21 protein-coding genes and 1 pseudogene are annotated in these 23,333 nt (G+C 41.1%); 17 read left to right on the top strand and 5 right to left on the bottom strand.

The genetic code is table 11. The features are described 5' to 3' along the window. The first annotated feature begins 20 nt into the window (after positions 1-20). Positions 21-1,022 carry a phospholipase A gene (locus ABJE44_RS05485; RefSeq protein WP_348113285.1) on the top strand — a complete coding sequence of 334 codons (1,002 nt, stop codon included), beginning with the start codon at positions 21-23 and terminating at the stop codon, positions 1,020-1,022. A gap of 17 nt (positions 1,023-1,039) precedes the next feature. Here the strand turns inward: ABJE44_RS05485 and ABJE44_RS05490 are convergent. Then, positions 1,040-1,285: pseudogene (locus ABJE44_RS05490) on the bottom strand (CorA family divalent cation transporter); the annotation flags it as partial. Positions 1,286-2,022: 737 nt separating this feature from the next. Between ABJE44_RS05490 and ABJE44_RS05495 the strand changes: the two are divergent. The 3 genes from ABJE44_RS05495 to mdoH all read left to right on the top strand — a co-directional run bounded on the left by ABJE44_RS05495 (position 2,023) and on the right by mdoH (position 6,885). Then, positions 2,023-2,988 (top strand): diguanylate cyclase, encoded by a 966-nt coding sequence (locus ABJE44_RS05495; protein WP_348113284.1) that lies wholly within the window; start codon positions 2,023-2,025, stop codon positions 2,986-2,988. Positions 2,989-3,395: 407 nt separating this feature from the next. Next, complete coding sequence (locus ABJE44_RS05500) at positions 3,396-4,952, top strand: glucan biosynthesis protein G (RefSeq protein WP_348113283.1); 1,557 nt, start codon at positions 3,396-3,398, stop codon at positions 4,950-4,952. Further along, on the top strand, positions 4,942-6,885 hold the full coding sequence (mdoH, locus tag ABJE44_RS05505) for a glucans biosynthesis glucosyltransferase MdoH (protein WP_348113282.1): 1,944 nt from the start codon (positions 4,942-4,944) through the stop codon (positions 6,883-6,885). The genes ABJE44_RS05500 and mdoH overlap by 11 nt, the downstream gene beginning before the upstream one ends. Positions 6,886-6,968: 83 nt before the next feature. Here mdoH and ABJE44_RS05510 read toward each other — a convergent pair whose 3' ends face one another. From ABJE44_RS05510 to ABJE44_RS05520, 3 genes are read right to left on the bottom strand one after another with little or no spacing between them, the layout of a single operon-like run. After that, a complete protein-coding gene (locus ABJE44_RS05510) occupies positions 6,969-7,112 on the bottom strand; it encodes a DUF2256 domain-containing protein (protein ID WP_348113281.1) in 144 nt (47 codons plus the stop codon). Beyond that, positions 7,099-8,652 carry a cryptochrome/photolyase family protein gene (locus tag ABJE44_RS05515; protein ID WP_348113280.1) on the bottom strand — a complete coding sequence of 518 codons (1,554 nt, stop codon included), beginning with the start codon at positions 8,650-8,652 and terminating at the stop codon, positions 7,099-7,101. Before ABJE44_RS05515 ends, ABJE44_RS05510 begins: the two co-directional genes overlap by 14 nt. A 2-nt stretch (positions 8,653-8,654) precedes the next feature. After that, positions 8,655-10,121 carry a deoxyribodipyrimidine photo-lyase gene (locus ABJE44_RS05520; RefSeq protein ID WP_348113279.1) on the bottom strand — a complete coding sequence of 489 codons (1,467 nt, stop codon included), beginning with the start codon at positions 10,119-10,121 and terminating at the stop codon, positions 8,655-8,657. 118 nt (positions 10,122-10,239) lie between these two features. On the opposite strand from ABJE44_RS05520, the gene ABJE44_RS05525 reads away from it, so the two are divergent. From ABJE44_RS05525 to ABJE44_RS05555, 7 genes are all read left to right on the top strand, one after another. Continuing rightward, on the top strand, positions 10,240-10,509 hold the full coding sequence (locus ABJE44_RS05525) for a TIGR03643 family protein (protein WP_348113278.1): 270 nt from the start codon (positions 10,240-10,242) through the stop codon (positions 10,507-10,509). A gap of 75 nt (positions 10,510-10,584) precedes the next feature. Continuing rightward, complete coding sequence (locus tag ABJE44_RS05530) at positions 10,585-11,682, top strand: hypothetical protein (RefSeq protein WP_348113277.1); 1,098 nt, start codon at positions 10,585-10,587, stop codon at positions 11,680-11,682. Positions 11,683-11,734: 52 nt separating this feature from the next. Further along, on the top strand, positions 11,735-13,849 hold the full coding sequence (gene ovoA / locus ABJE44_RS05535) for a 5-histidylcysteine sulfoxide synthase (protein WP_348113276.1): 2,115 nt from the start codon (positions 11,735-11,737) through the stop codon (positions 13,847-13,849). 16 nt (positions 13,850-13,865) lie between these two features. Then, positions 13,866-15,062 carry an FAD-dependent monooxygenase gene (locus ABJE44_RS05540; RefSeq protein ID WP_348113275.1) on the top strand — a complete coding sequence of 399 codons (1,197 nt, stop codon included), beginning with the start codon at positions 13,866-13,868 and terminating at the stop codon, positions 15,060-15,062. Between the two features lie 14 nt (positions 15,063-15,076). After that, entirely contained in the window at positions 15,077-15,478 is a 402-nt protein-coding gene (locus tag ABJE44_RS05545; protein WP_348113274.1) for a DUF1801 domain-containing protein, read from the top strand. Positions 15,479-15,614: 136 nt separating this feature from the next. Further along, positions 15,615-16,175: a lactoylglutathione lyase gene (gene gloA / locus ABJE44_RS05550; RefSeq protein ID WP_348113273.1), complete on the top strand. Its 561-nt coding sequence runs from the start codon at positions 15,615-15,617 to the stop codon at positions 16,173-16,175. Positions 16,176-16,203: 28 nt separating this feature from the next. Beyond that, a complete protein-coding gene (locus ABJE44_RS05555; protein WP_348113331.1) occupies positions 16,204-16,638 on the top strand; it encodes a hypothetical protein in 435 nt (144 codons plus the stop codon). A gap of 8 nt (positions 16,639-16,646) precedes the next feature. Here ABJE44_RS05555 and ABJE44_RS05560 read toward each other — a convergent pair whose 3' ends face one another. Then, a complete protein-coding gene (locus ABJE44_RS05560) occupies positions 16,647-17,396 on the bottom strand; it encodes an SDR family oxidoreductase (RefSeq protein ID WP_348113272.1) in 750 nt (249 codons plus the stop codon). 121 nt (positions 17,397-17,517) lie between these two features. On the opposite strand from ABJE44_RS05560, the gene ABJE44_RS05565 reads away from it, so the two are divergent. The 6 genes from ABJE44_RS05565 to ABJE44_RS05590 all read left to right on the top strand — a co-directional run bounded on the left by ABJE44_RS05565 (position 17,518) and on the right by ABJE44_RS05590 (position 23,260). After that, positions 17,518-18,108 (top strand): helix-turn-helix transcriptional regulator, encoded by a 591-nt coding sequence (locus tag ABJE44_RS05565; protein ID WP_348113271.1) that lies wholly within the window; start codon positions 17,518-17,520, stop codon positions 18,106-18,108. 96 nt (positions 18,109-18,204) lie between these two features. Next, positions 18,205-18,648 carry an adenylate kinase gene (locus ABJE44_RS05570; RefSeq protein WP_348113270.1) on the top strand — a complete coding sequence of 148 codons (444 nt, stop codon included), beginning with the start codon at positions 18,205-18,207 and terminating at the stop codon, positions 18,646-18,648. Between the two features lie 294 nt (positions 18,649-18,942). Then, positions 18,943-20,121 (top strand): IS4 family transposase, encoded by a 1,179-nt coding sequence (locus tag ABJE44_RS05575; protein WP_348113269.1) that lies wholly within the window; start codon positions 18,943-18,945, stop codon positions 20,119-20,121. Between the two features lie 921 nt (positions 20,122-21,042). Further along, entirely contained in the window at positions 21,043-21,501 is a 459-nt protein-coding gene (locus ABJE44_RS05580; protein WP_348113268.1) for a DUF2059 domain-containing protein, read from the top strand. Between the two features lie 209 nt (positions 21,502-21,710). Next, the gene (locus ABJE44_RS05585; RefSeq protein ID WP_348113267.1) at positions 21,711-22,220 is read left to right on the top strand and encodes a transposase; all 510 of its coding nucleotides are present in this window, start codon (positions 21,711-21,713) and stop codon (positions 22,218-22,220) included. A gap of 59 nt (positions 22,221-22,279) precedes the next feature. Further along, a complete protein-coding gene (locus ABJE44_RS05590; RefSeq protein ID WP_348113266.1) occupies positions 22,280-23,260 on the top strand; it encodes a transposase in 981 nt (326 codons plus the stop codon). Positions 23,261-23,333: the final 73 nt, after the last annotated feature.

Below are 23,333 nucleotides of genomic sequence, written 5' to 3' on the forward strand. Positions count from 1 at the left end.
TTGAAATTTGGAATATACAAGTGAAGTTAGGCAAAAGTTTGTTGTTAATATGTTCGATTGGACTCTCTAATATTAGTTGGGCCCAATCAGAACAACCCTCTGAAGAAGAAACCGCTGCAATACATAAATGTGTGTTAAAAGCGTTCAAGAATGCCAAGTCAGAGCAAACCGTTGCAGACATACGCAAAAAGTGCGCTTATACAAAGCAAACGTTAGTAAAAAAGAGAATTAACTTAGAGCAGCAAGCTTCAGAGAATCCTTTTGCAATCCTTCCTCATAAACCTAATTTCGTATTGCCTGCAAGTTTAACCAGCATCAATCAAGAGCCTTATGTAGACTTACCGGTGGACTCTGAGTTAGACGATGTAGAAATTAAGTTTCAAGTGTCAATGAAATACCTAGCGGCACAAGATGTACTATTTAACGACTTAGATTTACAAATAGCATTTACAGCAACTAGCTGGTGGCAGGCATACAACGGAGCGATTTCCGCTCCCTTTAGAGAAACCAATTATGAGCCTGAACTGATACTTGATTACCATCATTCTTGGTCGCTATTGGGGTTACCTGTAGAGCAAACAAGCTTGTCATTTAATCATCAATCAAATGGGCAAACGGGTTCATTGTCTCGTAGTTGGAATCGAATTATTTTAGGGTTTACCTTTGCAGCGACTGAGAAAGTGATTTGGGGCTTTAGGACGTGGTATCGTATTCCTGAAGATGAAAAAACATCACCTCTTGATGCAAGTGGCGATGATAACCCCGATATTGATAAGTATCTGGGTTATGGTGAGTTAGGAGGCCTGTGGAGCATTTCTGATAAACATTCACTGGAGTTTATGCTTCGCAATAACTTACGTAGTGATAACAAAGGTGCAATACAGTTGGGTTGGTCATTTCCTATAAATGATAAAATCCAAGGCTATGTTGAGTATTTCAATGGGTACGGTGAAAGCTTAATTTATTACAATTACCACACTCAGCGATTAGGTATAGGGTTTAAGCTAACCAATTGGTTGTAGGCATGTTAGTGATAGTGTTAAAACCACTTTTTCCAGAGCATGGCTAAGAGTAAAATCATAGCTAATACCAGCATACTAATAGCTAGATAAGTAAATGCTTCTGGATCTTCTGTACCTGGTAACCCTGCTATATTCATTCCGAATATTCCGGTTAAGAATGACAAAGGTAAAAATATAGCAGTGACTAAAGACAGGACATACATGCGCATGCCTTGTTGTTCTGCAATGCGATGGCGTAGTCCATCTTGCAGTACCATGAACCTTTCTTTGGTTACGTCTTAATTTTCAACATACCGGGTCTTACAACCTACTTGGTTTCTTCATCCAGACCGTTTTTCTTGATCTAAATGTCTATTGAAGCGATACATCGCTTCTAACGTATCGCCTATACTAAGAAACCCGAACATTGCTATAAAACCAAGTTACTCAGTTTATTTGTAGCTGCGAAATGGTTATGCACTGTGTGTAAATAGTTACATCTTTTTATGTTTTTTTACTGAAATTTCAAAGCTGTAGTAAAACCCAATATAAATCAATGCATTATGTTCTGGCATGTTATTAGCATTAGGCTGCATTCCTTACCTTTTTCAATGCTATGAGCACTGCTTTCAGGGAAAAATAGAAGGTGAGGATTTAGTGATACCCATTAATGATGTGAAGGTAGCGTGGCTCCCTTGTTGAATATCTTAAAGTTAGACTCAGAACACCACCAAGTAATAGCAGTTGTAGAGAATACGAAAGACGTCTCTAAAGTTATAAACACTATTGAACTTGAAAAGTGAGTTGTTAAAAATTCATTATGATCGAATAGATCCCAGCACTTTTAAAGTGTGATTTTTTTGTGAAGCAGGAACCTTCCATTATGCAAAAACTCTTAGTAACAGTATCAAGCTTTATTGACTCAATGACTCTAAAGGAGCATGACGCGCCAGATTGTCTCTTAATAAGTGATTTTAATTGGTTCACCCAAATAAAACTTAATTTTTAGGAACCGCTTACTATGTTTGCATCCAGTAACAATATTTTACAGACCGCCGAGACAGAATACCTTGGCCGAGTTTTTACTGAGCCAAATCAAAGGTTAATGTTTGTCGGCACAGGTAGAGCACTAGAATGTTTGTCATTATCATTTACTCAGACCTTCGATGTGATTACTACTTCTCATACTAGTGATGTTTTTCAAACGTGTAGCGATGTAGACGTCGATATGATCATACTTTACGTTGGAGACAGTAAAGAGTTGTGGGTAGAAACTCTTAGGAAAATTCGCTCTAACTCAATGTTAAATTTTATCCCAGTTATTGTGTTAACTGAAACTAACTCTATTAATGCGCAGCTTATTGCATTGGAGTTGGGAGCATTAGATTGCATGGTTAATCCCGTCAATACTTTTTTGCTAAACGCAAAAATAACTAACTACATGAAACTGATGAAAAACATTAAAGAGCTAGAATTGATTTCTTGTACTGACGGTTTGACAGGTTTGGCCAATAAAATGCAGCTGAATACCAGATTAAACAGTGAGTGGTACAGAATGAAAAGAACCAACTCATCTTTATCCGCTTTAATGATAGATGTAGACCACTTTAAACATTTTAATGATACTTTTGGTCATATTGAAGGTGACGAGTGTTTGAAGAAAGTCGCTAAAGTTATTAAAAATGTCGCGGCTAGAGACTCCGATTTTGGGGCTAGGTTTGGTGGCGAAGAGTTTACTATTTTATTACCTAATACAGACCGTAAAGGGGCCCAAAAGGTAGCTAAAGCTGTATTGCGAGAGTTACAAGCTTTACACATACCTAATCAATATGATGAGAATGAGTATTTGAGTGTAAGTATTGGTATCGGTAGCTGTGAACCTAATTCTTTTGAGGACGCTAACATTGACCCAATGTGGCTGTTAGAAGAAGCTGATAGCAACCTATACAAAGCAAAAGTCAATGGTCGCAATCAATTTTGGGTGTGAAATTTACTCGTCAATCAAATCCTAAACTTTATATTTCTTTGTTCTACAGCGTGACATTTGTAACGACTAACCTTGTGACATGATTAAAAACAGATACATACAGCGCCTTTAAAATATATTCAGTATGCTAGGTGTATTTGATTGAATATAACGATGATGATTCATCATGCGCCTTAAATAGAAAGTTAATGTCTCTTTTTTAATACATGGAGGATAAAGTTCGAACTATGTTACTAGGCTAAGGTTTATCAGATGAATACATCACTCCTTTTTAACCTGCAATCTCAGTCTTAAATGGGTCGGAATAGCTCGAAATGAGCAATTAAAACGGATGTTTTTGAAATATGGCGTAATAACTGCTTTGGTAACTTATTAAGTCTAGTTAGCCTAAAGATAAGGAAAGTAGCTTGTATCTAAAAAGTGTTTTTTTTGCATTGATATCATTGAGCTCATGGGAAGTTGCGTCACAAAATATACAGCAGGATGAGTTACCAAGCGAAAGTAGTCCATTTCTTCGCAAGCTAGTGCTACAAGCAAAAGCAGAGGCTGAAATAGATTTTGAGCCAACGCCAGCAATTGAGAACGAAGCGCTAAACGGTATAGATTATCAGCAGTACAGAGCCATAAGGTTTGAGCCGAAAGAAAGTATCTGGAGAGGGGTTTACCCTTTTGAAGTGCAGTTATTTCATTCAGGTTTTTTATACAAGCATCCTGTCAATATTCACATGATTGATTATAAAAATCGTGTCACGGGCCTGCCTTTCAACACTGAGTATTTTCGATACGATCCGCCTGCTGAGTTTTTGGCTGATGAAATTAACGAAGATGTAGGCTTTGCTGGTTTTAGAGTCCATTACCCGTTAAATAGTGAGACATACAAAGACGAGCTGATTGCTTTTTTAGGGGCTACCTATTTCAGATTAATTGGCAAAAATCAAAAATACGGTTTATCAGCTAGAGGTATAGCGATTGATACAGGCATGCCAGAAGGCGAGGAGTTTCCTTACTTTACCGACTTTTGGTTAATCGAACCCGCTAACGGTAAACAACTTAATGTTTACGCCAAAATGGACAGCCCATCAATGACGGGTACTTATAAATTTACTATGGGGTCTGAGAGCTCGGGCGACACGGTAACCGATGTTAAAGCGTGGTTATTCGCCAGAGAAGACATAGACAAAGTGGGTTTAGCGCCTTTTACTAGTATGTTTTTGTATGGTGAAAACTCATTAACAAAACCTGATGACTACCGCCCAGAAGTTCATGACAGTGATGGCATGATGTTAATTACCTCTAATAACGAACGTCTATGGAGACCTTTAGATAATCCTAACCGGTTACGTATTACATCTTTGGGTGACAAAGCTCCGAAAGGGTTTGGCTTATTACAACGAGATATCCAATACGAACATTATGTTGATAGCGAAGCACACTACCATCAACGTCCAGGGTTTTGGGTTACCCCATACAAAGGCTTTAATCAGGGCCGTTTAGAGTTAGTTGAAATCCCTACTAATTCAGAGACCCATGACAATATAGTGGCTTATTGGGTGAATGATAAACCCATTAAACAAGGTGACAGTATTCATGTGCATTACGAACTGAAAACAGTGAGTGCAGACGCTTATGCATACGATAAATCGAAGGTGATCCGCACCTTACAAGGCTCTGACAGATTACCCGGTGAAGAAGTGGATGAAGATAATCTGACACGCCGCTTTATTGTAGATTTCACCGTGCCAGATGGTGCGGTCATCAACCCAGAAGATTTGGCTGCTGATATCTCAGCGACAAATGGTAACGTTAGCCAAGTGAGGGTGTTTAAAACTAATTTCGACCATGAAATAAGAGCCACCTTTTTGTTTACTCCAGAGAGTGAACGCAGTGTAAATGATATGCGACTTTTAGTTACCCACAAGGGAAAACCTATTAGTGAGGTATGGACCTATGTTTATGAAAAATAACTTTGTTTTGAAGGTTAGAGCCCGAAAAATCCGTTTGTTAATCATGGCATTGTTGGTATTGCCAACCGCTTATTGGGCTATGTCACAGGTGTATATCATCTTTCAGCCCAATGAGTTCAGACCTTTAGAATGGGTCCAGCTAGGCTTAACTTCAGTGCTCTTTTTGTGGTTAACCATGGCCTTTTGGACATCAATTATTGGTTTCTTTCTTAAGTTGTTCAAGCGAGACCCATTAACGTTTCAAGCTGAACAACATGCTCCGGTAAGCTCGGAGCCACTTCAGAAACTCCACGCTATCGTCATGCCAGTATACAATGAAGAAACTCAGCGGATCATGGCTGGTTTTGAAGCCACAGTACTCACTATGCTAACCACACACAGTGCTAAGCAGTTTGATTTTTACATGCTCAGCGATACCCAAGATCAAACCTTACTATCTGCTGAGCTTAGGTCTTGGGAAAGTTTGTTAAAACGTTTACCAAATGATGTGGCTAGGCGCTGTTTTTATCGTAACCGTAAAAAAAATGTTGGCCGTAAAGTTGGGAATATCAAAGATTTCTGTCAGCGCTGGGGGCACCAATATGAAAGTATGATAGTGCTGGATGCAGACAGTATTATGACCGGTGAAAAAATGCTTGAGTTAGCCCAGCGTATGGAAACCAATCCAAATACAGGGTTGATTCAAACCATACCTATGCCGGCAAGACAAAGCACATTCTTTGGACGATTTGTTCAATTTGCCGCGCAAGTATATAGCCCTATGTTGGCAACGGGTTTGTCATTCTGGCAAGGTGATTGTGCCAATTATTGGGGACACAACGCCGTTATTCGAGTCAAAGCTTTTATCGATACTTGTGGACTCCCTGCGCTAAAAGGTAAGCAACCTTTTGGTGGAGAAATTTTAAGTCACGACTTTGTTGAAGCAGCGTTATTGCGCCGAGCTGGTTGGCAAGTGTTTTTGCTAACTGATTCTGCTGGTAGTTACGAAGAAGTACCGAGTAATATCATAGATTACGCCACCCGAGACAGACGTTGGGTGCAAGGTAATATGCAACATTTAGGGATTGTGACCAGTAAAGGGCTACATCTAGCAAACAGAATGCACTTCACTTTTGGTGCCTTTGCTTATGCCAGTTCTATTCTTCTGCTGTTGTCGTTATTGGCAGGTACCACGGATGCCTTAATTCAAGCGTTTACTACACCCGTTTATTTCACTAGCACCTATCAGTTGTTTCCCACTTGGTTGATCACCAAAAAGAATGTGATGATCACAACGTTGTGGGTCACTATCGCATTACTGTTTTTACCCAAGGTGTTAGGCATAGTGATCACGTTATTGCAGCGACGCAAAGAGTTTGGTGGGGGTCTTAACTTCTTAAAAAGCTCTGTCGTTGAGTTTTTATTTGCGGTGCTATTAGCGCCAGTCATGATGATGTTCCATAGCTATTTTGTACTTAATGTATTGGCAGGTAAAAGTGTTAAGTGGGAAGCTCAAGTTAGAGAAGGGCGTATGCTACCCTGGTCACAGGCATTAAAATTCAGTTACCTTTTGACTACCATAGGGCTGATATGGGGCGGGGTTACAGCTTACTACACTCCCACCTTATTCTTGTGGTTGTTACCGGTATTTTCTGGCTTGGTGTTAGCTGCGCCTATAATTAGGTTATCAAGTAGCGTCAAGTTTGGCCTGTTGTGTAAGCGTAAAGGGATATTCTTACTAGATACAGAGTGTCAGCCCAATAGCGCTATCCGTAATGTTAATCGCAGTATGAAAAACTTGCAGATGGAGCGTAAGCTTGCTGTTGTCCCTATGTTACCTGATGAAGCTTGGGTAGACATGCCCTTGCAACCGTTAGCGAGAGGTATTTATCCCCCAAAGCCGAGTAATGAAGTCGCAAGTGCAGTGGAACCGGTTGCTTCAAAACTTGGCTAGTTCACCCTAGACAATAAAGTAGAAAGCCCAGCTTACTTAAAATAAGCTGGGCTTTTTTATAACGGTTACTTTAAGACTTAGAACTAGATACAGGATTTTGTTTTTGTTGAAGCGCAGCGCTTAGAGCAGTATTTCACTTGCTCCCAGTCTCGTTGCCATTTTTTACGCCAATTAAAAGGTCGCTCGCACACTGTGCAGACCTTACTTGGGAGTTCAGACTTCTTCATTGTTTTCTATGGCCTTAAAGAAAATCTGACTATCTCGGCTAATGGCTAAGCGTTTTTCGTCTGTCATTTTGTTGAGGGTTCGGTATGGCATGCCAAGTCTGGGATTATTACCCAGCTTTTCTTTGTTTCTGTCTAAAAAATCCCAGTACAAATAATTGAAAGGACAGGCTTGCGCCCCTAGTTTTTCTTTTACGTTGTAATGGCAGTGTTGGCAGTAATTAGACATCTTATTGATATAGCTTCCGCTTGCTGCATAAGGTTTACTCGCTAATAAGCCTCCGTCAGCGAATAATATCATGCCTGTGACATTGGGCATTTCGACCCATTCGTAAGCATCGGCATATACAATTAAATACCACTCATTGACCTCATCTGGATGCAAGCCTGCTAACAATGAGAAATTACCCAGTACCATCAACCTTTGAATATGATGGGCATAAGCATTGTCAGAGGTTTCAGTTATGCACTGAGACAAGCAATTCATGTTGGTTTTTGCATCCCAAAAATAGCGGGGTAGTGAGCGTTTGGCGTTTAAAAAGTTCTCATTTTGATAACCAGGCATTTTGAACCAGTACAAGCCTCGGACATATTCGCGCCAGCCTAATACTTGGCGAATAAAGCCTTCTACTGCGTTTAACGGAGCATGACCTTGACGATAAGCATTCTCTGCTTGCTCGATAACTTCTTTTGGGGTGAGCAGCCCGCAGTTTAGGTAAAAACTGATATGTGAGTGGTACATCCAGGGTTCGCCTTGCACCATGGCGTCTTGGTAGTCTCCAAAATTATCTAGGCGTTCTGCAACAAATACCGAGAGCACTTGTAATGCTTGCGCCCGGGTAACCGCAAAATGAAACGGTTCAAGCTTGCCAAAATGATCACTGAAATTGTCTTTGACCAGGGTAATGACTTCTTGGGTAATGTCGTCTGGCTCAAAGGTGGTGGGTGGTGGTGGTGACATTCCCTTTGGCAGGGCTTTGCGATTGGCACTATCGTAGTTCCACTTATTGCCCACTGGTTTATCGCCATCCATCAAGCAATACCAAGCTTTACGCATTTCTCGATAGAAAAATTCCATGCGTAACTGTTTACGCCCTTCTGCCCAGTTTGCAAATTCTTCTAGGCTTGCTAAAAAGCGATCGTCTTGGCGGATCACCACATTAATGCCTAGTTTGTCTTGCCAACTTTGCATATCAGCCAATACACGATACTCGCCAGGGTGAGTTAGTATAATGTCGGTAATGGCTTTGTCGGTGTCTGATACTTTTTCGCAAAATGCCTTCACTTCGTCAAATAGACTTCCTTTATTCTCTTTGTCGTCATATTTCCGGTAAAAAACCTGATGGCCGCTGCTTGTTAACTCTGCTGCGAAGTGACGCATAGCAGAAAATAAAAACGCTATTTTCTTTTTGTGATGTTTTACATAGCTGGCTTCACTGCGTACTTCAGCCATTAATATCCAGTCTTCGGCTTGATTGCAGTCTTGCAGGCTAGCCAATGAGTGACTTAATTGGTCGCCGAGAATTAATCGTAAAGAAGCCATAGCTAAGCATTAGCCTGTTCAGCTAGCTGCTTAGCATCTGCCAATGCATCTAACGCTCTTTGCCTTGAGGCTTTTAAATCGACCAGCGGGTGAGGGTAGTTTGCCCCCAGTTTCACCTTGGCATAATCTAAAATATTTTGCGGCGCATCCCAGGGGGTATGAATGTATTTCTCAGGTAGTTTACTTAACTCAGGACAGTAACGTTTTACGTAGTCTCCTTGAGAATCAAACTTTTGCCCCTGTGTTACAGGGTTAAATATTCTGAAGTAAGGTGCTGCATCAGCACCTGTGCCTGCAACCCACTGCCAGCTAGCACTATTAGCGGCAAGGTCGGCATCGAGTAAACAGTCCCAAAACCAGCGTTCACCTTCACGCCAGTGAATGAGTAAGTTTTTCACTAAAAATGAAGCCACCACCATGCGTACCCTGTTGTGCATGGTGCCGGTTTGCCACAGTTCACGCATGCCCGCATCAACAATAGGAATGCCTGTTTGGCCTCGTTGCCAAGCTAGTAACGATTCGTTGTCAGTGCGCCACGGAAAATGCTCAAACTTAGGGCTAAAGTTTTGCTCAGGAATATGAGGAAAGTGATACAGCAGGTAATGAGAAAACTCACGCCAACCTAATTCACTCAGGTAGCAATCGAGCCCTTGATTGTCTATGTTGCCATTTAGTGCGTCGATCCCAGCATACCAAACCTGATTGGGAGATATTTCACCAAAATGTAAGTGAGATGAAAGCTTAGAGGTCGCCCCTAGCTTTGGAAAATCTCGGTTGTTTTTATAGTCTTTTGCTCCATCAGGTAAAAATTCACTTAAACGTTTAGCCGCGCCTTCTTCTCCTGGCAACCATGTTTTCGCTATAGTGTCATACCAGTCAATACTTGGCATAAGCGCTAACGAGTCTAAGCCATGGTCAAGGTCGGGTTTATATGCAGTTGTAAGGTTTTCAGGTTTTGCTACTGGCATACGAGGGGCTGTTTTGGTTAGGCAGCCTTTGCGGTAGTAAGGTGTAAATACTTTATAAGGCGTTTCGTCTTTTTTAAGTACTTGCCAAGGCTCCCAAAGTAAATGGCTGTTAAAGCTTTTAACCTGTATACCCATCTCCACTAATTGTTGTTTTAATTGACTATCACGCTTGATTTGCCAAGGCTCGTAGCAGCGATTCCACACAATGTGTGTGATGTCATGAGTGCTAATGATGCCTAGTAAAATCTCTGTGGCATGGCCTTTTTGCATATGTAGCTTGTCATCTAGAGAAGCATTCAGCGCGTGCAAAGATTGATGTAACCACCACTGGCTAGCCCCTCCTATTTGGGCGTGTTTAGGACAATCTTCATCAAGGATAAATACCGGCAATACTGACCCTAGCTCTGCTGCGTAATGCAGGGCCGGGTTGTCTTTCAACCGCAAGTCTTGTCTAAACCAAACTAAAGTCGTAGCGTTAATGGGAGCCTTCCTTTTAATCAAATCTCTATCTCATATTAGAAGTCATGTTACGTTTTTTACACTTGTTAAGATCAATCTAGACATTATTTTTTTTATGGTTTAGTGAACCAGAAAATTCATCCTTGCGTAACGGTGGATTATGAAAGTTGATAATCTTAAAAGTTACAGCCCAGCTGAGGTGTCACGTATTATTGAAATGGCGTGGGAAGACAGAACCCCTTTTGAGGCCATTGAGCACTTATTTGGGATGACGCCAAACCAGCTTACGCGCTTTATGCGGGCAGAATTGAAAAACGCTTCATTTAGAGTGTGGCGTAAGCGCATGGCTGGAAGAAAAACAAAACACCTTGGTATGCGCCCTAAAGGTATTTTACGAGGATATTGCAAAACTCAGTACAAACATAGGTGATAGTAGTTGCCTGTTCATTTTAGCTTTGTACACTGACAACAATAAATATAAACACAGAGTCGAACGCCTAACATTATGTTGCTGCAACACATTATAAAACATTTGCTCGATAACTTAGCTCTGCAGGGGTTTAACCCAGTGGTGCACTTTGAGTTAGAAGGGGTGTTTGAATTATCTCCATGGCAAAAGCAACTTGATTATTCTGGTATCAATCGCAGGCTAAAAAAGCTTGATATAGATGGTGAGCTGAAAACTGAGTATTGGAAAAACCAATGGGAGTATGTCTCTCTTTTTAATGGTCAATCTCCTTTGAAAGAGGCACAAAACCTCGACAAGGCTATGCAGTTACTGCCTCAACTTATGCGTCAATACGGCGCAGCAAATGTATTGATGCAGCCCGTTGCTTGGGGCGCTGATAATGGACGTTATCTAAGTGGTTCGGGTGCAATATTTTCATTAGACACGCGGTCTGTTCATATACCTAATGCCATACAATTGAACGTAAGTGTGGAGAACGACAAGGGTGAAAATTTATTTGCACAGCAAGGGTTAGGAGAGTGGGTTCAATACCACCTACTGAAAAATAGCTACCATAACTGCATTTTGTTTTTACCCGAAGAAGATGCGTTTAAGCGCTTATCTCTAAGAAAAGACTATGGTTTAGATGCTGAATTAAGTTCGCCCGTGGTGTTATCTGGCGGGCATCAAGGCAGCATCGCTTTGTACAAAGAAAAAGGCAAGCACAACCAAGCTATGGGCCAAGAACCATTATTTTTTGCGGCAGACAACTCGGTGCTGTCTTACACCACTGATTGGCAAAAAACAGCTCGGGTTGAACATAGAATAGGGGCAACGAGCCAAGCATATAACCCTTATTTAAATGTGATATTTGCATTGTTAAATGTACTCGAAGGTATAAGTAGTTGGAAAACAGGGCAACTTGCCCCGAACGTTTTAGACAAGGCGCTACCTAGGTCGATAGATGACACAGACCACGGCGACACCTTAGTTCTGGGTGCTCTGTCTTTATTTAAAAATGATAATTGGTTGGTAAATAAAGTAGACCTATATTGTCAAAATATGTTTTACGCAGATGCCACAAACCTAGGTAAAAGGATTAGAGATATGGTTTTAGCGCCATATCAAGGGTCCAATATTGCTCTGGGGTCATAAAAATTTAATAGGCTATATTTAAGCTGATAATAAAAATATTAGGAATAACATTTTGTTAAAACAAAAAGTAATTACCCTTGATAAGCCACCTTTCTTAACGGGTGATAATGTTGAAAGTAAACGGGCCGAAATCAGAACCTACTTTGAACAAACGTGGGATGTATACGAGTCATTGTTTTCATTGATTAATCAAGATGAAGCCTATTACCTTAGGCCCGAACCTTTGCGACATCCACTAATATTTTATTATGGCCACACCGCTGTTTTTTACATCAATAAACTACTCTTAGGGCAATTTATTCAAAGCCGCGAAAACGAACAAATTGAATCTGTTTGCGCGGTTGGTGTAGACGAAATGTCTTGGGACGATTTGTCGCCAGGTAATTATGAATGGCCAAGCGTAGGCGCTGTGTCTGAATACCGAGATAGTGTTAAAAAGCGCGTTTTGGCGCTGATTGATTCTATGCCTTTGGCTTTGCCAATACAGCAAGACTCACTGGCTTGGGTGTTGTTGATGGGGTGTGAACATGAACGTATTCACGTAGAAACATCGTCTGTGATCATACGCATGCTCGACTTGAATTATCTCACTCCTTCGAACCTATGGAAGTCTTGTGCTGAATACGGTGATGCGCCAAATAACCGCTTAATTGATGTGGCAGCTCAAGACCTTGTTCTGGGTAAACCTGAAACCAATGCAACCTATGGTTGGGACAATGAATATGGTCAACAGCCTCTTTCTATAGACAAGTTTTCTGCGTCTGAGTATTTGGTTTCTAACCAAGAATTTATGGAGTTTATCAATGCGGGTGGTTATCAAAATAAACAGTATTGGACCGAAGAGGGACAAGGTTGGTTAGCGTTCACTAAAGCTACAATGCCCAGATTTTGGGATGTAAAGAACGGTAAGTACTGGCAACGTAATCTAACAGAAGAAATCCCGTTACCGCTCAATTGGCCTGTTGAAGTTAATTACCTCGAAGCAAAAGCCTTTTGTAATTGGAAAGATAGCCTAAGCAAAGATTTTGTACGTTTGCCCACTGAAGGAGAGTGGCAAGTACTCAGAGACCAACTTGATACCGATTTACCTTATTGGAGTAAAGCTCCGGGTAACGTAAATTTAGAACATTACGCTTCTTCTTGTGCTGTTGATCAATTTAAGCAAACTGAGTTTTATGATGTTATTGGCAATGTGTGGCAGTGGACAGAAAGTCCAATAGATGGCTATGAAGGCTTTAAGGTTCACCCTCTGTACGATGACTTTTCGACCCCTACTTTTGATGGTCAACATAACCTTATAAAAGGGGGCAGCTGGATCTCTACCGGAAACGAAGCGACCCGTGATTCACGCTATGCGTTTCGCCGTCATTTTTATCAGCATGCTGGGTTTCGTTATGTAGCAAGTAACAGTCAAGACGTCCCTATTACGGCTGTGACTAAATGTGAGATGCAAACCGATATTAGCCGTTTATTGCATCATCATTTTAAGGCCACTAGTTTAGACTCCACAAGCGATCTGCAACAACTATTGAGCCTTAGCAAAGCGTATGTTCAAGCTGACAGCCGTGTGCTAGATATTGGGTGCGGTGTAGGGCGTTTGTCATTTGAATTAGCAAAGTTGGCAGGTCAGGTAGATGGTATTGATTTTACCGCACGGCATATTCAACACTGTTTAGATTTAAAAGAGCAAGGGCAGTTGCGCTACGCTATGCCGACCCAAGGTGAAATATTTGACTTTCACGAAGTCACTCTCGCTGAGCTAGGCTTTGAACAAGCCCCTGAAAACCTGAATTTCGCCCAAGGCGACGGACACAACCTTAAGCCGCAATTTGCTGATTATGACTTGGTTATTTGCCACCGTATCATTGAATACAGCTACCACCCAGAAGTGTTATTGAAACAATTAAGCCAACGAGTGAAAGCTGGTGGAGTCGTGGTGATAGGCAGCAGCTATGGATGGAACGAAGACATAACCGACAAAAAGCGCTGGATTGGTGGCGTAAAACGTAACGGTGAAAACCTAAGCAGCGAAGCTCATCTGTTAGAAATCATGCAAGATCAGTTTGAGCTATTACAGCAAACTGACATTGTTAGCCAGTTTGAATTAGACAAACGTACTAGCCAAACTGCTAACAACCATATTACTATTTGGCGTAAGAAAAGCTAACCCGTTAGGAACCCTTTTGGGCACAAAAATTGTAATAGCAGGGGCAGGAATTGGCGGCCTATGCGCGGCATTAGCCATGAGTAAAAAAGGTTGTGATGTTGCTGTTTATGAACAAAGCGCTGAACTAACTGAGGTAGGGGCGGGGTTGCAGTTAAGCCCCAATGCCATGCATGTATTGGCGAGTTTAAATGTAGCTGATGAGATTAAAGCATTAGGGTTTCAACCTAGCGCAGCCGTGATGCGTCATTACCAAACAGGTGCTCACTATTTTTCTGTGCCTCTTGGGGCGCAGGCCACGCAAAAATACGGGGCAGACTACCTGCACATTCATCGTGCTGATTTACAATCTACTCTTTACAAAGCATGCCTTAAAGAGAATGTAAGCGTTTACTTATCTTGTGGTGTTGTTAGTTATCAATTGAGTGAAAAAGGTGTGTCGGTTGAGCTGCAAAATTCTACTCAAGTGCAAGCTGATTTACTTGTTGGTGCAGATGGGATTAAGTCTAAGGTGCAATCTTGTATGCTGGGGCAAACTCCTGCTGTGTTTACCGGACAGGTGGCGTGGCGGGGCACAGTTGAGGCATACAAACTACCTAACAACTTGGTTAAGCCAAAGGCTAATTTATGGGTGGGGCCTGGGCAACACTTTGTAAGTTATTATTTGCGGGGCGGCGACTTAGTGAATTTTGTGGCTGTGCAAGAGCGAGTCGATTGGCAACAAGAGTCATGGAATGAGCCTGGTGATATTAATGAACTTAAGGACGCTTTTAAAGGCTGGCATCCAGAGGTAACCGAAGTACTTGATGCTACCGAGTCATGTTTTTTATGGGCTTTGTTTGATAGAAAACCGTTAAACCAATGGGTTGATAAACAGGTTGCGTTATTAGGTGACGCTTGCCACCCCATGTTGCCATTTTTAGCACAAGGCGCGGCGATGGCTATTGAAGACAGCTATGTGTTAGCCCATTATTTAGGGAGTGATTTACCCATACCCACCGCTTTAAAAAAATATCAAGATTTACGCTTAGCCCGCACTAAGGGTATTCAACTTGGCGCACGTAAAAACGCTGGCTTATACCATATGAGCTCGCCCACCAATCAAGCTAAATTAGCTGTGTTGTCTGGTTTATCAAAGTTTGGTTTAAGTGATGCCATGGCTGCGTCTAAACTAGACGATATTTACGGTTATAACCTACCGAAAAAATTGGGCTAAGAGGACAAGTGCTGATGATGGAGCCAACAATTAAAGCGGTATTTGATAGTTGTCAGCCCAATACTCAAGAGACCTTGTTAACTATTCGGCAGTGGATTTTTGATATTGCCAATACATCAGAAAGCATAGGAACCATTGACGAGTGTTTAAAATGGGGGGAGCTAAGCTACCTAACCCATACACCTAAATCGGGTACAAGTTTAAGACTATCTCCCCTTAAGTCTAACCCGCAAAAATACGGCTTATTTGTACATTGTCAAACCCGTTTAATTGAAGAGTTTAGGTTGGTTTACCCAGACTTAGATTACGACAAAAACCGGGGAATATTATTTGATAGCCACGACCCCATTGATGAAGAGTTGATTAAGCAATTTATCTTTGCTGCATTAACGTATCAGCTACGTAAAAAACACTAATCATTAAGATAAACAATCAAAAAAGTAAGCTTAATTGCTTACTTTGTTGTTTGACCCTATAAAACCTTTTAATGGGGTGATTATCTAAGATACCATAACCGCCTCTAGCGTTAATAAAACATAAAAGGATACCCATATGAGCCGTCATTTTGACCAAGCTAAAGGCCTAAGTGAAGAGCACGACCCGGCTACCCATGAGTTTGTATTTAATCAAACCATGTTTAGGATCAAAAACCCTGAGCCTACCTTAGCGTTTTATACTCAAGTGTTAGGTATGACATTAGTTAAACGTCTAGATTTTGAAGACATGAAGTTTACTCTGTACTTTTTAGCCTGTGTACCGCCAAAAGCTAGCGGTGAGTGGTCTACAGACGATGACGAACGTATGGTGCAAACGTTTGGCCGCCCAGCGATGTTAGAGCTAACCCATAACTGGGGAGATGAAAACGATGACACAGTGGTTTACCACAATGGAAACTCTGAGCCTAAGGGCTTTGGTCATATAGGTTTTTCTGTGCCTGATATTGATGCTGCCTGTGAACGATTTGAATCACTAGGTGTTGAGTTTCAGAAAAAGCCAAACGATGGCGGCATGAAAGGCATTGCTTTTATTAAAGATCCTGATGGTTATTGGATTGAGATTTTTACACCTGCTCGCTTGCCTACATTATTAAAAGGTCACTTGTCGCAAAAATAGTATGATTCATAGCCCTCAAGGAAAGCATCTGAACTACTACCTTACAGCAGCAGGATGCTTAAGCGCCTTAGCAGGGCTATTACACCTAGGGTGTATTTACTATGGCGCGCCTTGGTATCGATTTTTTGGTGCTGGTGAGCATATGGCTAACATGGCAGCAAAAGGCATGATGCAACCCACTATTATCACCTTAATGATCAACGGTGTGTTGTTTGCTTGGGGACTGTTTGCGTTTTCGGGAGCTGGGCTAATTAAGCGCTTACCGCTGGTGCGCTTAGCTCTTGTGGCTATTAGCTGTGTTTATCTTGTTAGAGGGGCAGCTGGCTTTTATTTTGTGAATTCACCAATGGGACGCAGCCCCGAATTTTGGGTGTGGAGTTCGGCTATATGCCTAGTCATTGGTTTGTTACATTTAGCTGGCTTAAAGCAGCAATGGCTAGCTTTAAAAGTTAAAGCTAGCTAGGTTATTTTTTAGATTTGCGCTAAACCACCGTCTACTTGTAAATCTGCCCCTGTAATAAACGAGGCTTGCTCTGAACTTAAGTAAAGTATTGCACTGCTAATATCGTCAACGGTTCCTAAGCGTTTCAGTGGGGTGTTGTCACTGATTTGAATTAAGCTCTCGTCTAGTACCTCTCTATCAATCCCAAATTTGTCAAAAATAGGCGTTTGCGTTACCCCTGGTGACAAGCAATTTACTCGAATACCTTTTGGTCCCAAATCTGCTGCAAATGAGCGGGCTAGCGAACGAACCGCTGCTTTAGATGCGCCATAAGCTGCCCACACACCTGCGCCACGATTAGCCTGTATTGACGAAACTAAGATCACTGAGGCATTAGGGTTTAGCAAACCCAAAGATTGCTGTACCGTAAAAAATACGCCTTTTACATTAATGTTAAGAGTGTTTTCAAAGCTTTGTTCGGTGACGTCTGATATTGCTTCTGCATGGGCAACCCCAGCATTGGCTATGACAATATCAACTCCTTGCCATTTATTGGATATGAGCTGATAAAACGCCTGTAAATCAGTCGCCTTTTCAACTAAGCCTTTTGTGAACATAAAGGTATTAGGGTATTGCAGAGCTAACGCCTCGCATTGCTTAGTGGTGCGAGAAAACGCTGCGACTTTATAACCAAGGGCAAGGTAACGTTTTACTACAGCTAACCCAATACCCGAGTTTGCACCTGTTACCGCTACTACTTTTTGTGATTGTTCTGTCATCTTATTCACTCACTCTATTCGTTTTTGAGTAGCAAGTCTGACGTTACAATGATAAGTTTTCGAGTGTATGTAAGATTTTATCCAATATACTGGAAATCAAGTTAAGAGCGTAAACCTAATCATGACGTCACAACCTATTCACGAGCACGTAACTGATAACGAACCTAACTTTGACTTTATCGGGCATTTTGTTAGAAGTTATCGGGCCGCTAAACAAGAAAGCCTGCAAGTATTAGCCGAACGCTCTGGGGTGAGCCGCTCGATGATTGCTCAAATAGAATCAGCCCAAACAACGCCCACTATAGTGGTGTTAGCTAAACTCGCTAAAGCTATGGATATAAGCGTGGGTGACTTAGTACAGCCTCCCGAATACGCCTTGAATATTAGTATATCTGAGATCACCCCCGCCAAGCAGGTAAGCAAGCAAGGCAGTGCGTTTGTATGCCACTTACTCAATAGCCAAACTCGGCATTTTTCGAATGAAATTTACCACTTTCATTTTAAAACCAGTGGTAAAACAGCTTTTGCAGCCAATGTGGCAGGGTCGACTAAGCATATATGGTTAGAGCAGGGCAGTATGCTGATGTATATCGCCAACAAGCGTGTGTCTATAAAACCCCAGCAACTCACTAGTTTTAATGCGGCGATCCCGCACCGCTTTGAATGTATTTCAACTCCACTGGCCAAAGGCCTGTTTTATGTGGTTTATTGAACTATAAGAAAAGTTAAGGTTGTTGGAACGATTGGAAGCGGGAAGTCACATTTTAGTAAACGACTCGCTGAGGCACTAGATATCACATACATTGAAATGGACGCAATACTTTGGCAGCCAGATTGGCAGCCACTAGATACCTCAGAGTTTGTTATGACCATTCAAGAAATTATCAGCAACCCCAGTTTTGTTTTAGACGGAAATCATTCTAAAACTAATAGCGTTAAATGGTCTGTCGTTGACACTATAATTTGGTTAGATTTAGGCTTCTGGCGCACGTTTATGCAAATACTTCAGCACTCAATCAAAAGGCCTTATGCCCGAAGTGAAATCTGGGCAGGAACCGGCAATAAAGAATCCTTTTATCGTAGTTTCTTTTCATCAGAATCAGTGATTTGGTGGATGCTAAAAAACTATTGGAAAACGAAGTCTAAATATCGCAATCTTTTTAAAGAAAAATCGTCGAGCAATATGCGTTTAATTCGCTTACGTTCACGAGCAGAAGTAGAAGCCTTTTTAGTGAATATAAGGCGCAGTTAGTAAAAAAGCTAAAGCAGACACCCCACGTAAAAGTAGTAATATTTTAGTCTGCGATAGTATTGGGGCATTGTAGGTTGAGCTTTAGCCCGTCGGCTTGCCTAGCGGTGACCTTCAACTGCTAAATCAACTGCGGCCTCTTTATTTCATGCTTAAACATACAACAAGCCAACTGTTGATGAGTAATTTGTAGGTTGGGCTTTAGCCTGAGGAATCCCCACAGCAATGAATAGTAAGTGCTTGAAATTTGGTATTATTTATTTCACCACAAAATAACAATAACCAAATTCAAGCACTATGAAAGTATTATCAGATTTATTTACCCTAGATTCAAGCGTGTTAGACCCTCGCATTACCACATCACTTTTTACTGCTGCCAAGAGTGTTGTAAATGGCTCAGCATTAGCTTTAACGGCATTAGGCCGTAATGTGGCTAGCGATAATGGTGTAATTGAGAAACACTGTATCAAACGCGTTGATAGATTGTTAGGCAACCCTCGTCTACACGGTGTTATTCCACAGTATTATCAAATCATTCAGAAATTATTTATTACTGAGAAACGTCCGTTGATCCATGTTGATTGGTCAACGGTGTACAACTATGACTTCGTGATGTTAAGAGCGGCCATCTCGATTAAAGGTCGAGCCATTACATTGTATGAAGAAGTTCATCCTGAAGAGCAGCATGCTCAACCAGCGGTCCATAAAAAATTTCTAGCGGCACTAGCTAAACTGTTACCGGCTGATTGCGAACCTATTATCTGTACTGATGCAGGGTTTAAAATACCTTGGTTCAAGGAAGTGCAACGACATAATTGGTATTGGCTGGCCAGAACGCGGGGCACGGTGAAATGTAAATTTGAAACAGAAGAAGAATGGCATTATGTAAGTCATTGCCATGCCTGGGCAACATCCAAAGCTACCGAGCTTCCTCCTTTCGCTTTGTCTAAATCAAGTCAATATAGTTGTCGTGGGGTGTTGTTCAAAGGTAAGAACCAACAACGACATAATCTAAATCGCAAAGGTGTGGTGACGAAAGACAATATTAATAAGCGTCATAGTAAGTCTGCCAAAGAACCCTGGTTCCTAGTCTCAAACCTCCCTGAAACTCAATACCCACCTCACCAGTTAGTAAGTTTATATAAGCGCAGAATGGCTATCGAAGAATCGTTCAGGGATTGCAAAAATGAATATTACGGACTGGGGTTGTCGCGCAGTCTAAGTCGTTGTGAGAAACGACTACAAGTTATTTTACTGGTGGCAATGATGGTACAATTTTATCTATATTGTGTTGGTAAAGCTGCTGAAAATCAGGGATACCATCTGCACTTTCAAGCCAACACTATCACCAATAGAAGGGTGTTATCCTATGGATACTTGGGATTAAGGATTATTAAACATAGGCGTTATGATGTTTTGGAGCAAATGATACTTGATGCAATAAAGGCTCTTGTGGATGATGCGAAATGTTCATGAGCCTGTGGGGATCCTTCAGGCTTTAGCCCATCAGCTCGCCTAACAGTGACCTTCAACTGCTAATTCAACAACATTGATTTAGGCATATAGCATTCTTACTGCATGTGTATTTATACAGATGCAGTAAGAAATCCGCATAACAGCAAGCTCTAGGAAAAATTCCGTATTTCCCCATGTGCTGAATTAGTCACAGGGAATAAAGTTAACCTGTACAAAGGGTTAGAGGGTATGGTAGAAATGAGTTATGTGGAAAGGCGGAAAAATTCCGTGTTTAAACACGGAATTTTTCCATCTATTAATACTGTTAGCAGCACATGGAGCAAGGAGTAATCTATGAATTTTCTATTAATTGTAGGAATCCCAACTTTAATTATTCTAGGGTTAGTCATAACCCTAAAATTAAATTCAATATTTTCGTATATCGCGATTATCTTACTAGGCATTCTATCGACCTACGCTGTAGATTATACATACTGCAATATTCTTGGATTTGAGTGTAAGCCAGATTCATTAAATGCTCTGGGTGAGGTAATCCACTCAGTATTGGTAATAATAGTTTCTTTAATTATTTATACTGTGTTGCCTAACAAGTACAAGAAACGTAACGAATAAGTTGGCTATCTAAAAGTGGTGTGCAAAGGCGGTTATCTTCTTAGCTCATCACTGTCGGTAAAAGTAGCTCACGTAACCGGTAAGTTCTGGCAATATTAATCATCAAATACTGACAAGGTAAGGCAAAGGACAATGCAATTACACAATTCAAACAAGGTAGTCACAGTTTGTTAGGTCATCAATCAAATCAAACAGCAGCGCGCCATGCGGCTGCTAACAAAAAGCTCAATCAGAAAACCACTCGCTGGCCTTCGGCCAACCCGCGTCGTGCTTTCTGCTTAGCTTAAGCGTTATGTTCCTGGAGGAATAATGAAGCACATATGGATATTTTTAATCTTTTTTTCATCACTCTCTTATGCTTCTGATGAAAACCGTGATACTGCGAAGCGTTTGTTTGAAGTATTACAAATGGATAAGCTTTTAGAAAATAAAGCTATTGCCTATAAAGACCAGATGGAAACACTTCTAGACTCAGCTGATATCAGTGAAAAAGAGTTATTAGAAACTAAAGAAATTTATTCCTCTGTAATTGACGAAGTAATTAACTTTCTTAGTACTAAGGAGGTGCTATTAGCATTCCAACAAAGCTACAGTGAAACATTCTCAAAACAAGAGCTAGAAGATTTAATTAAATTTTACAGTTCACCAACAGGTAAAAAGTTTCTAAATCAGTCCGGACAACTCAATAAAGCATTCATGGCTAAAATTGCTCCTCAATTCACAGCTATTTTAAGTAAATTAGAAACTGTAAGTAGTAACGGAACATAACAAGCCGTTTAACGAAAACGCCAGCAAACAACGCTGGCAAGGACTCGCAAAAAGCGCTCGCCCGTTAACGGAGCGTTGAGGCTGTAGAATTTCTCCCAAATAGCACTTTCAATATATTTCTGATTACTTTTGCATTGTGCGTTTTTTGACCTTGAACCGACATGTTCGCTGTGATCTAATAGATATTATTCCCCTAGAGATAAAACTTCATGGCCAACTACAAGCCTGACTTATCTTGCCAAAACAAGTTCATCCCCGTTAATTTTTCAGAGCAAATACTGCCTGGCACATTTGAGTATGCGCTTTGTTATATCGTTGATAATAAGCTCGATTTGTCTGGGTTTGATGCATGGTATAACAATGACAAAACAGGTGCTGCGGCTTATTCGCCATCAGTGATGTTGAAGATTATATTACTGGGTTATGCCCATGGCTTAATCAGTAGTAGGCGTATTGCCAAGGCTTGTGAAACCAATATTCACTTTATGAGTGTGTCGGGAGATGTGCAGCCACATTACACATCTATAGCTGGGTTTGTGGCCAAGATGCACGAACAGATTGAGCCGCTTTTTACTCAGGTACTGATGATATGCGATGAAGAGGATTTAATCGGCCGTAACATGTTTGCTATTGATGGCTGCAAAATAAAGTCAAATGCCAGTAAAGAATGGAGCGGCACATTCGAAAATGCTTCTATGGACACCCACTCTAAAAATTAGCAATATTTAAGTTTTGTTCTAGGCTTTAATGTATTCATTGAAACCAAGGATGGTCTGTTATGCCCCAGTCTCGTAAATCTCAAATTTCACTTATTGATACTCCTTATTACCATTGTGTGTCTCGCTGTGTTCGCCGTTCGTTTTTGTGTGGTGAGGATAAGGTGACAGGTCAAAATTACGAACATAGGCGTGGCTGGGTGGAAGATAGGTTGTTGTTTCTTGGGTCTGTATTTTCTATCGATATATGCGCCTATGCTGTGATGAGCAACCACACTCATGTGGTGCTGTGTGTTGACAAAGAGCAAGCGGATAGTTTGTCTATGGGTGAGGTATTAGAACGTTGGCACCGGTTGTACCAAGGCACGCTATTAAGTCAAAAGTACTTAAGAGAAGATAAGCTCACTAAAAGTGAGTTATTTACCTTAAAAGAAACCGCTGAAATTTATAGAAAGCGTTTATACAACATCAGTTGGCTAATGCGTAACCTCAATGAACATATAGCTCGTGAAGCCAACAAAGAAGATAACTGTACCGGCAGGTTCTGGGAAGGACGGTTCAAATCTCAAGCATTATTAGATGAAAGTGCAGTACTAGCATGTATGGCCTATGTAGACTTAAACCCGATTAGAGCCAAGATGGAAGCTACCCCAGAAACTTCCAAACACACCAGCATACAAAATAGAATACATGCACTTATCAAAGGCGAACAACCAAAGAAACTCATGAAGTTTGTAGGTAACCACAGACAAGATATGCCAAAAGGTATCGCGCACAGTTTAATAGATTACTGTGAATTAGTAGATTGCACAGGTAGGTGTATTCGAGAAAATAAAGCAGGGTATATCGAAAGCCATCACAGCCCCATTCTAGAACGAATAGGCATTAATTCAGAGCAGTGGTTAACTCTCACCACAGAGTTTGAACGGCACTTTCATACCGCAGTTGGCACTGAGCATATGTTACAACAATTCAGACAGCACACAGACCATCAGCGAATACGAGGGATGGCGAAGGCAAGAGCCTTACTCCAATCGGCCTAAACATCTAACACTCCTTTTTTTATTAAAGCATCCAACAAACATTGGAGCTTCTTGCTGTTTGAAATTCAGGATT

This window comes from Paraglaciecola sp. (assembly GCF_039942875.1).
In the GTDB taxonomy this organism is placed as follows: domain Bacteria; phylum Pseudomonadota; class Gammaproteobacteria; order Enterobacterales; family Alteromonadaceae; genus Paraglaciecola.

Bases quoted from the DNA above. Each gene is read 5' to 3' on its own strand.
- ABJE44_RS05530 (WP_348113277.1), top strand. From the start codon at position 10,585: ATGTTGCTGCAACACATTATAAAACATTTGCTCGATAACTTAGCTCTG.
- ABJE44_RS05565 (WP_348113271.1), top strand. From the start codon at position 17,518: ATGACGTCACAACCTATTCACGAGCACGTAACTGATAACGAACCTAAC.
- ABJE44_RS05545 (WP_348113274.1), top strand. From the start codon at position 15,077: ATGATGGAGCCAACAATTAAAGCGGTATTTGATAGTTGTCAGCCCAAT.
- ABJE44_RS05515 (WP_348113280.1), bottom strand. From the start codon at position 8,652: ATGGCTTCTTTACGATTAATTCTCGGCGACCAATTAAGTCACTCATTG.
- ABJE44_RS05570 (WP_348113270.1), top strand. From the start codon at position 18,205: ATGGACGCAATACTTTGGCAGCCAGATTGGCAGCCACTAGATACCTCA.
- ABJE44_RS05585 (WP_348113267.1), top strand. From the start codon at position 21,711: ATGGCCAACTACAAGCCTGACTTATCTTGCCAAAACAAGTTCATCCCC.
- ABJE44_RS05575 (WP_348113269.1), top strand. From the start codon at position 18,943: ATGAAAGTATTATCAGATTTATTTACCCTAGATTCAAGCGTGTTAGAC.
- gloA (WP_348113273.1), top strand. From the start codon at position 15,615: ATGAGCCGTCATTTTGACCAAGCTAAAGGCCTAAGTGAAGAGCACGAC.
- ABJE44_RS05560 (WP_348113272.1), bottom strand. From the start codon at position 17,396: ATGACAGAACAATCACAAAAAGTAGTAGCGGTAACAGGTGCAAACTCG.
- ABJE44_RS05525 (WP_348113278.1), top strand. From the start codon at position 10,240: ATGAAAGTTGATAATCTTAAAAGTTACAGCCCAGCTGAGGTGTCACGT.
- mdoH (WP_348113282.1), top strand. From the start codon at position 4,942: ATGAAAAATAACTTTGTTTTGAAGGTTAGAGCCCGAAAAATCCGTTTG.
- ABJE44_RS05590 (WP_348113266.1), top strand. From the start codon at position 22,280: ATGCCCCAGTCTCGTAAATCTCAAATTTCACTTATTGATACTCCTTAT.
- ABJE44_RS05510 (WP_348113281.1), bottom strand. From the start codon at position 7,112: ATGAAGAAGTCTGAACTCCCAAGTAAGGTCTGCACAGTGTGCGAGCGA.
- ABJE44_RS05495 (WP_348113284.1), top strand. From the start codon at position 2,023: ATGTTTGCATCCAGTAACAATATTTTACAGACCGCCGAGACAGAATAC.
- ABJE44_RS05580 (WP_348113268.1), top strand. From the start codon at position 21,043: ATGAAGCACATATGGATATTTTTAATCTTTTTTTCATCACTCTCTTAT.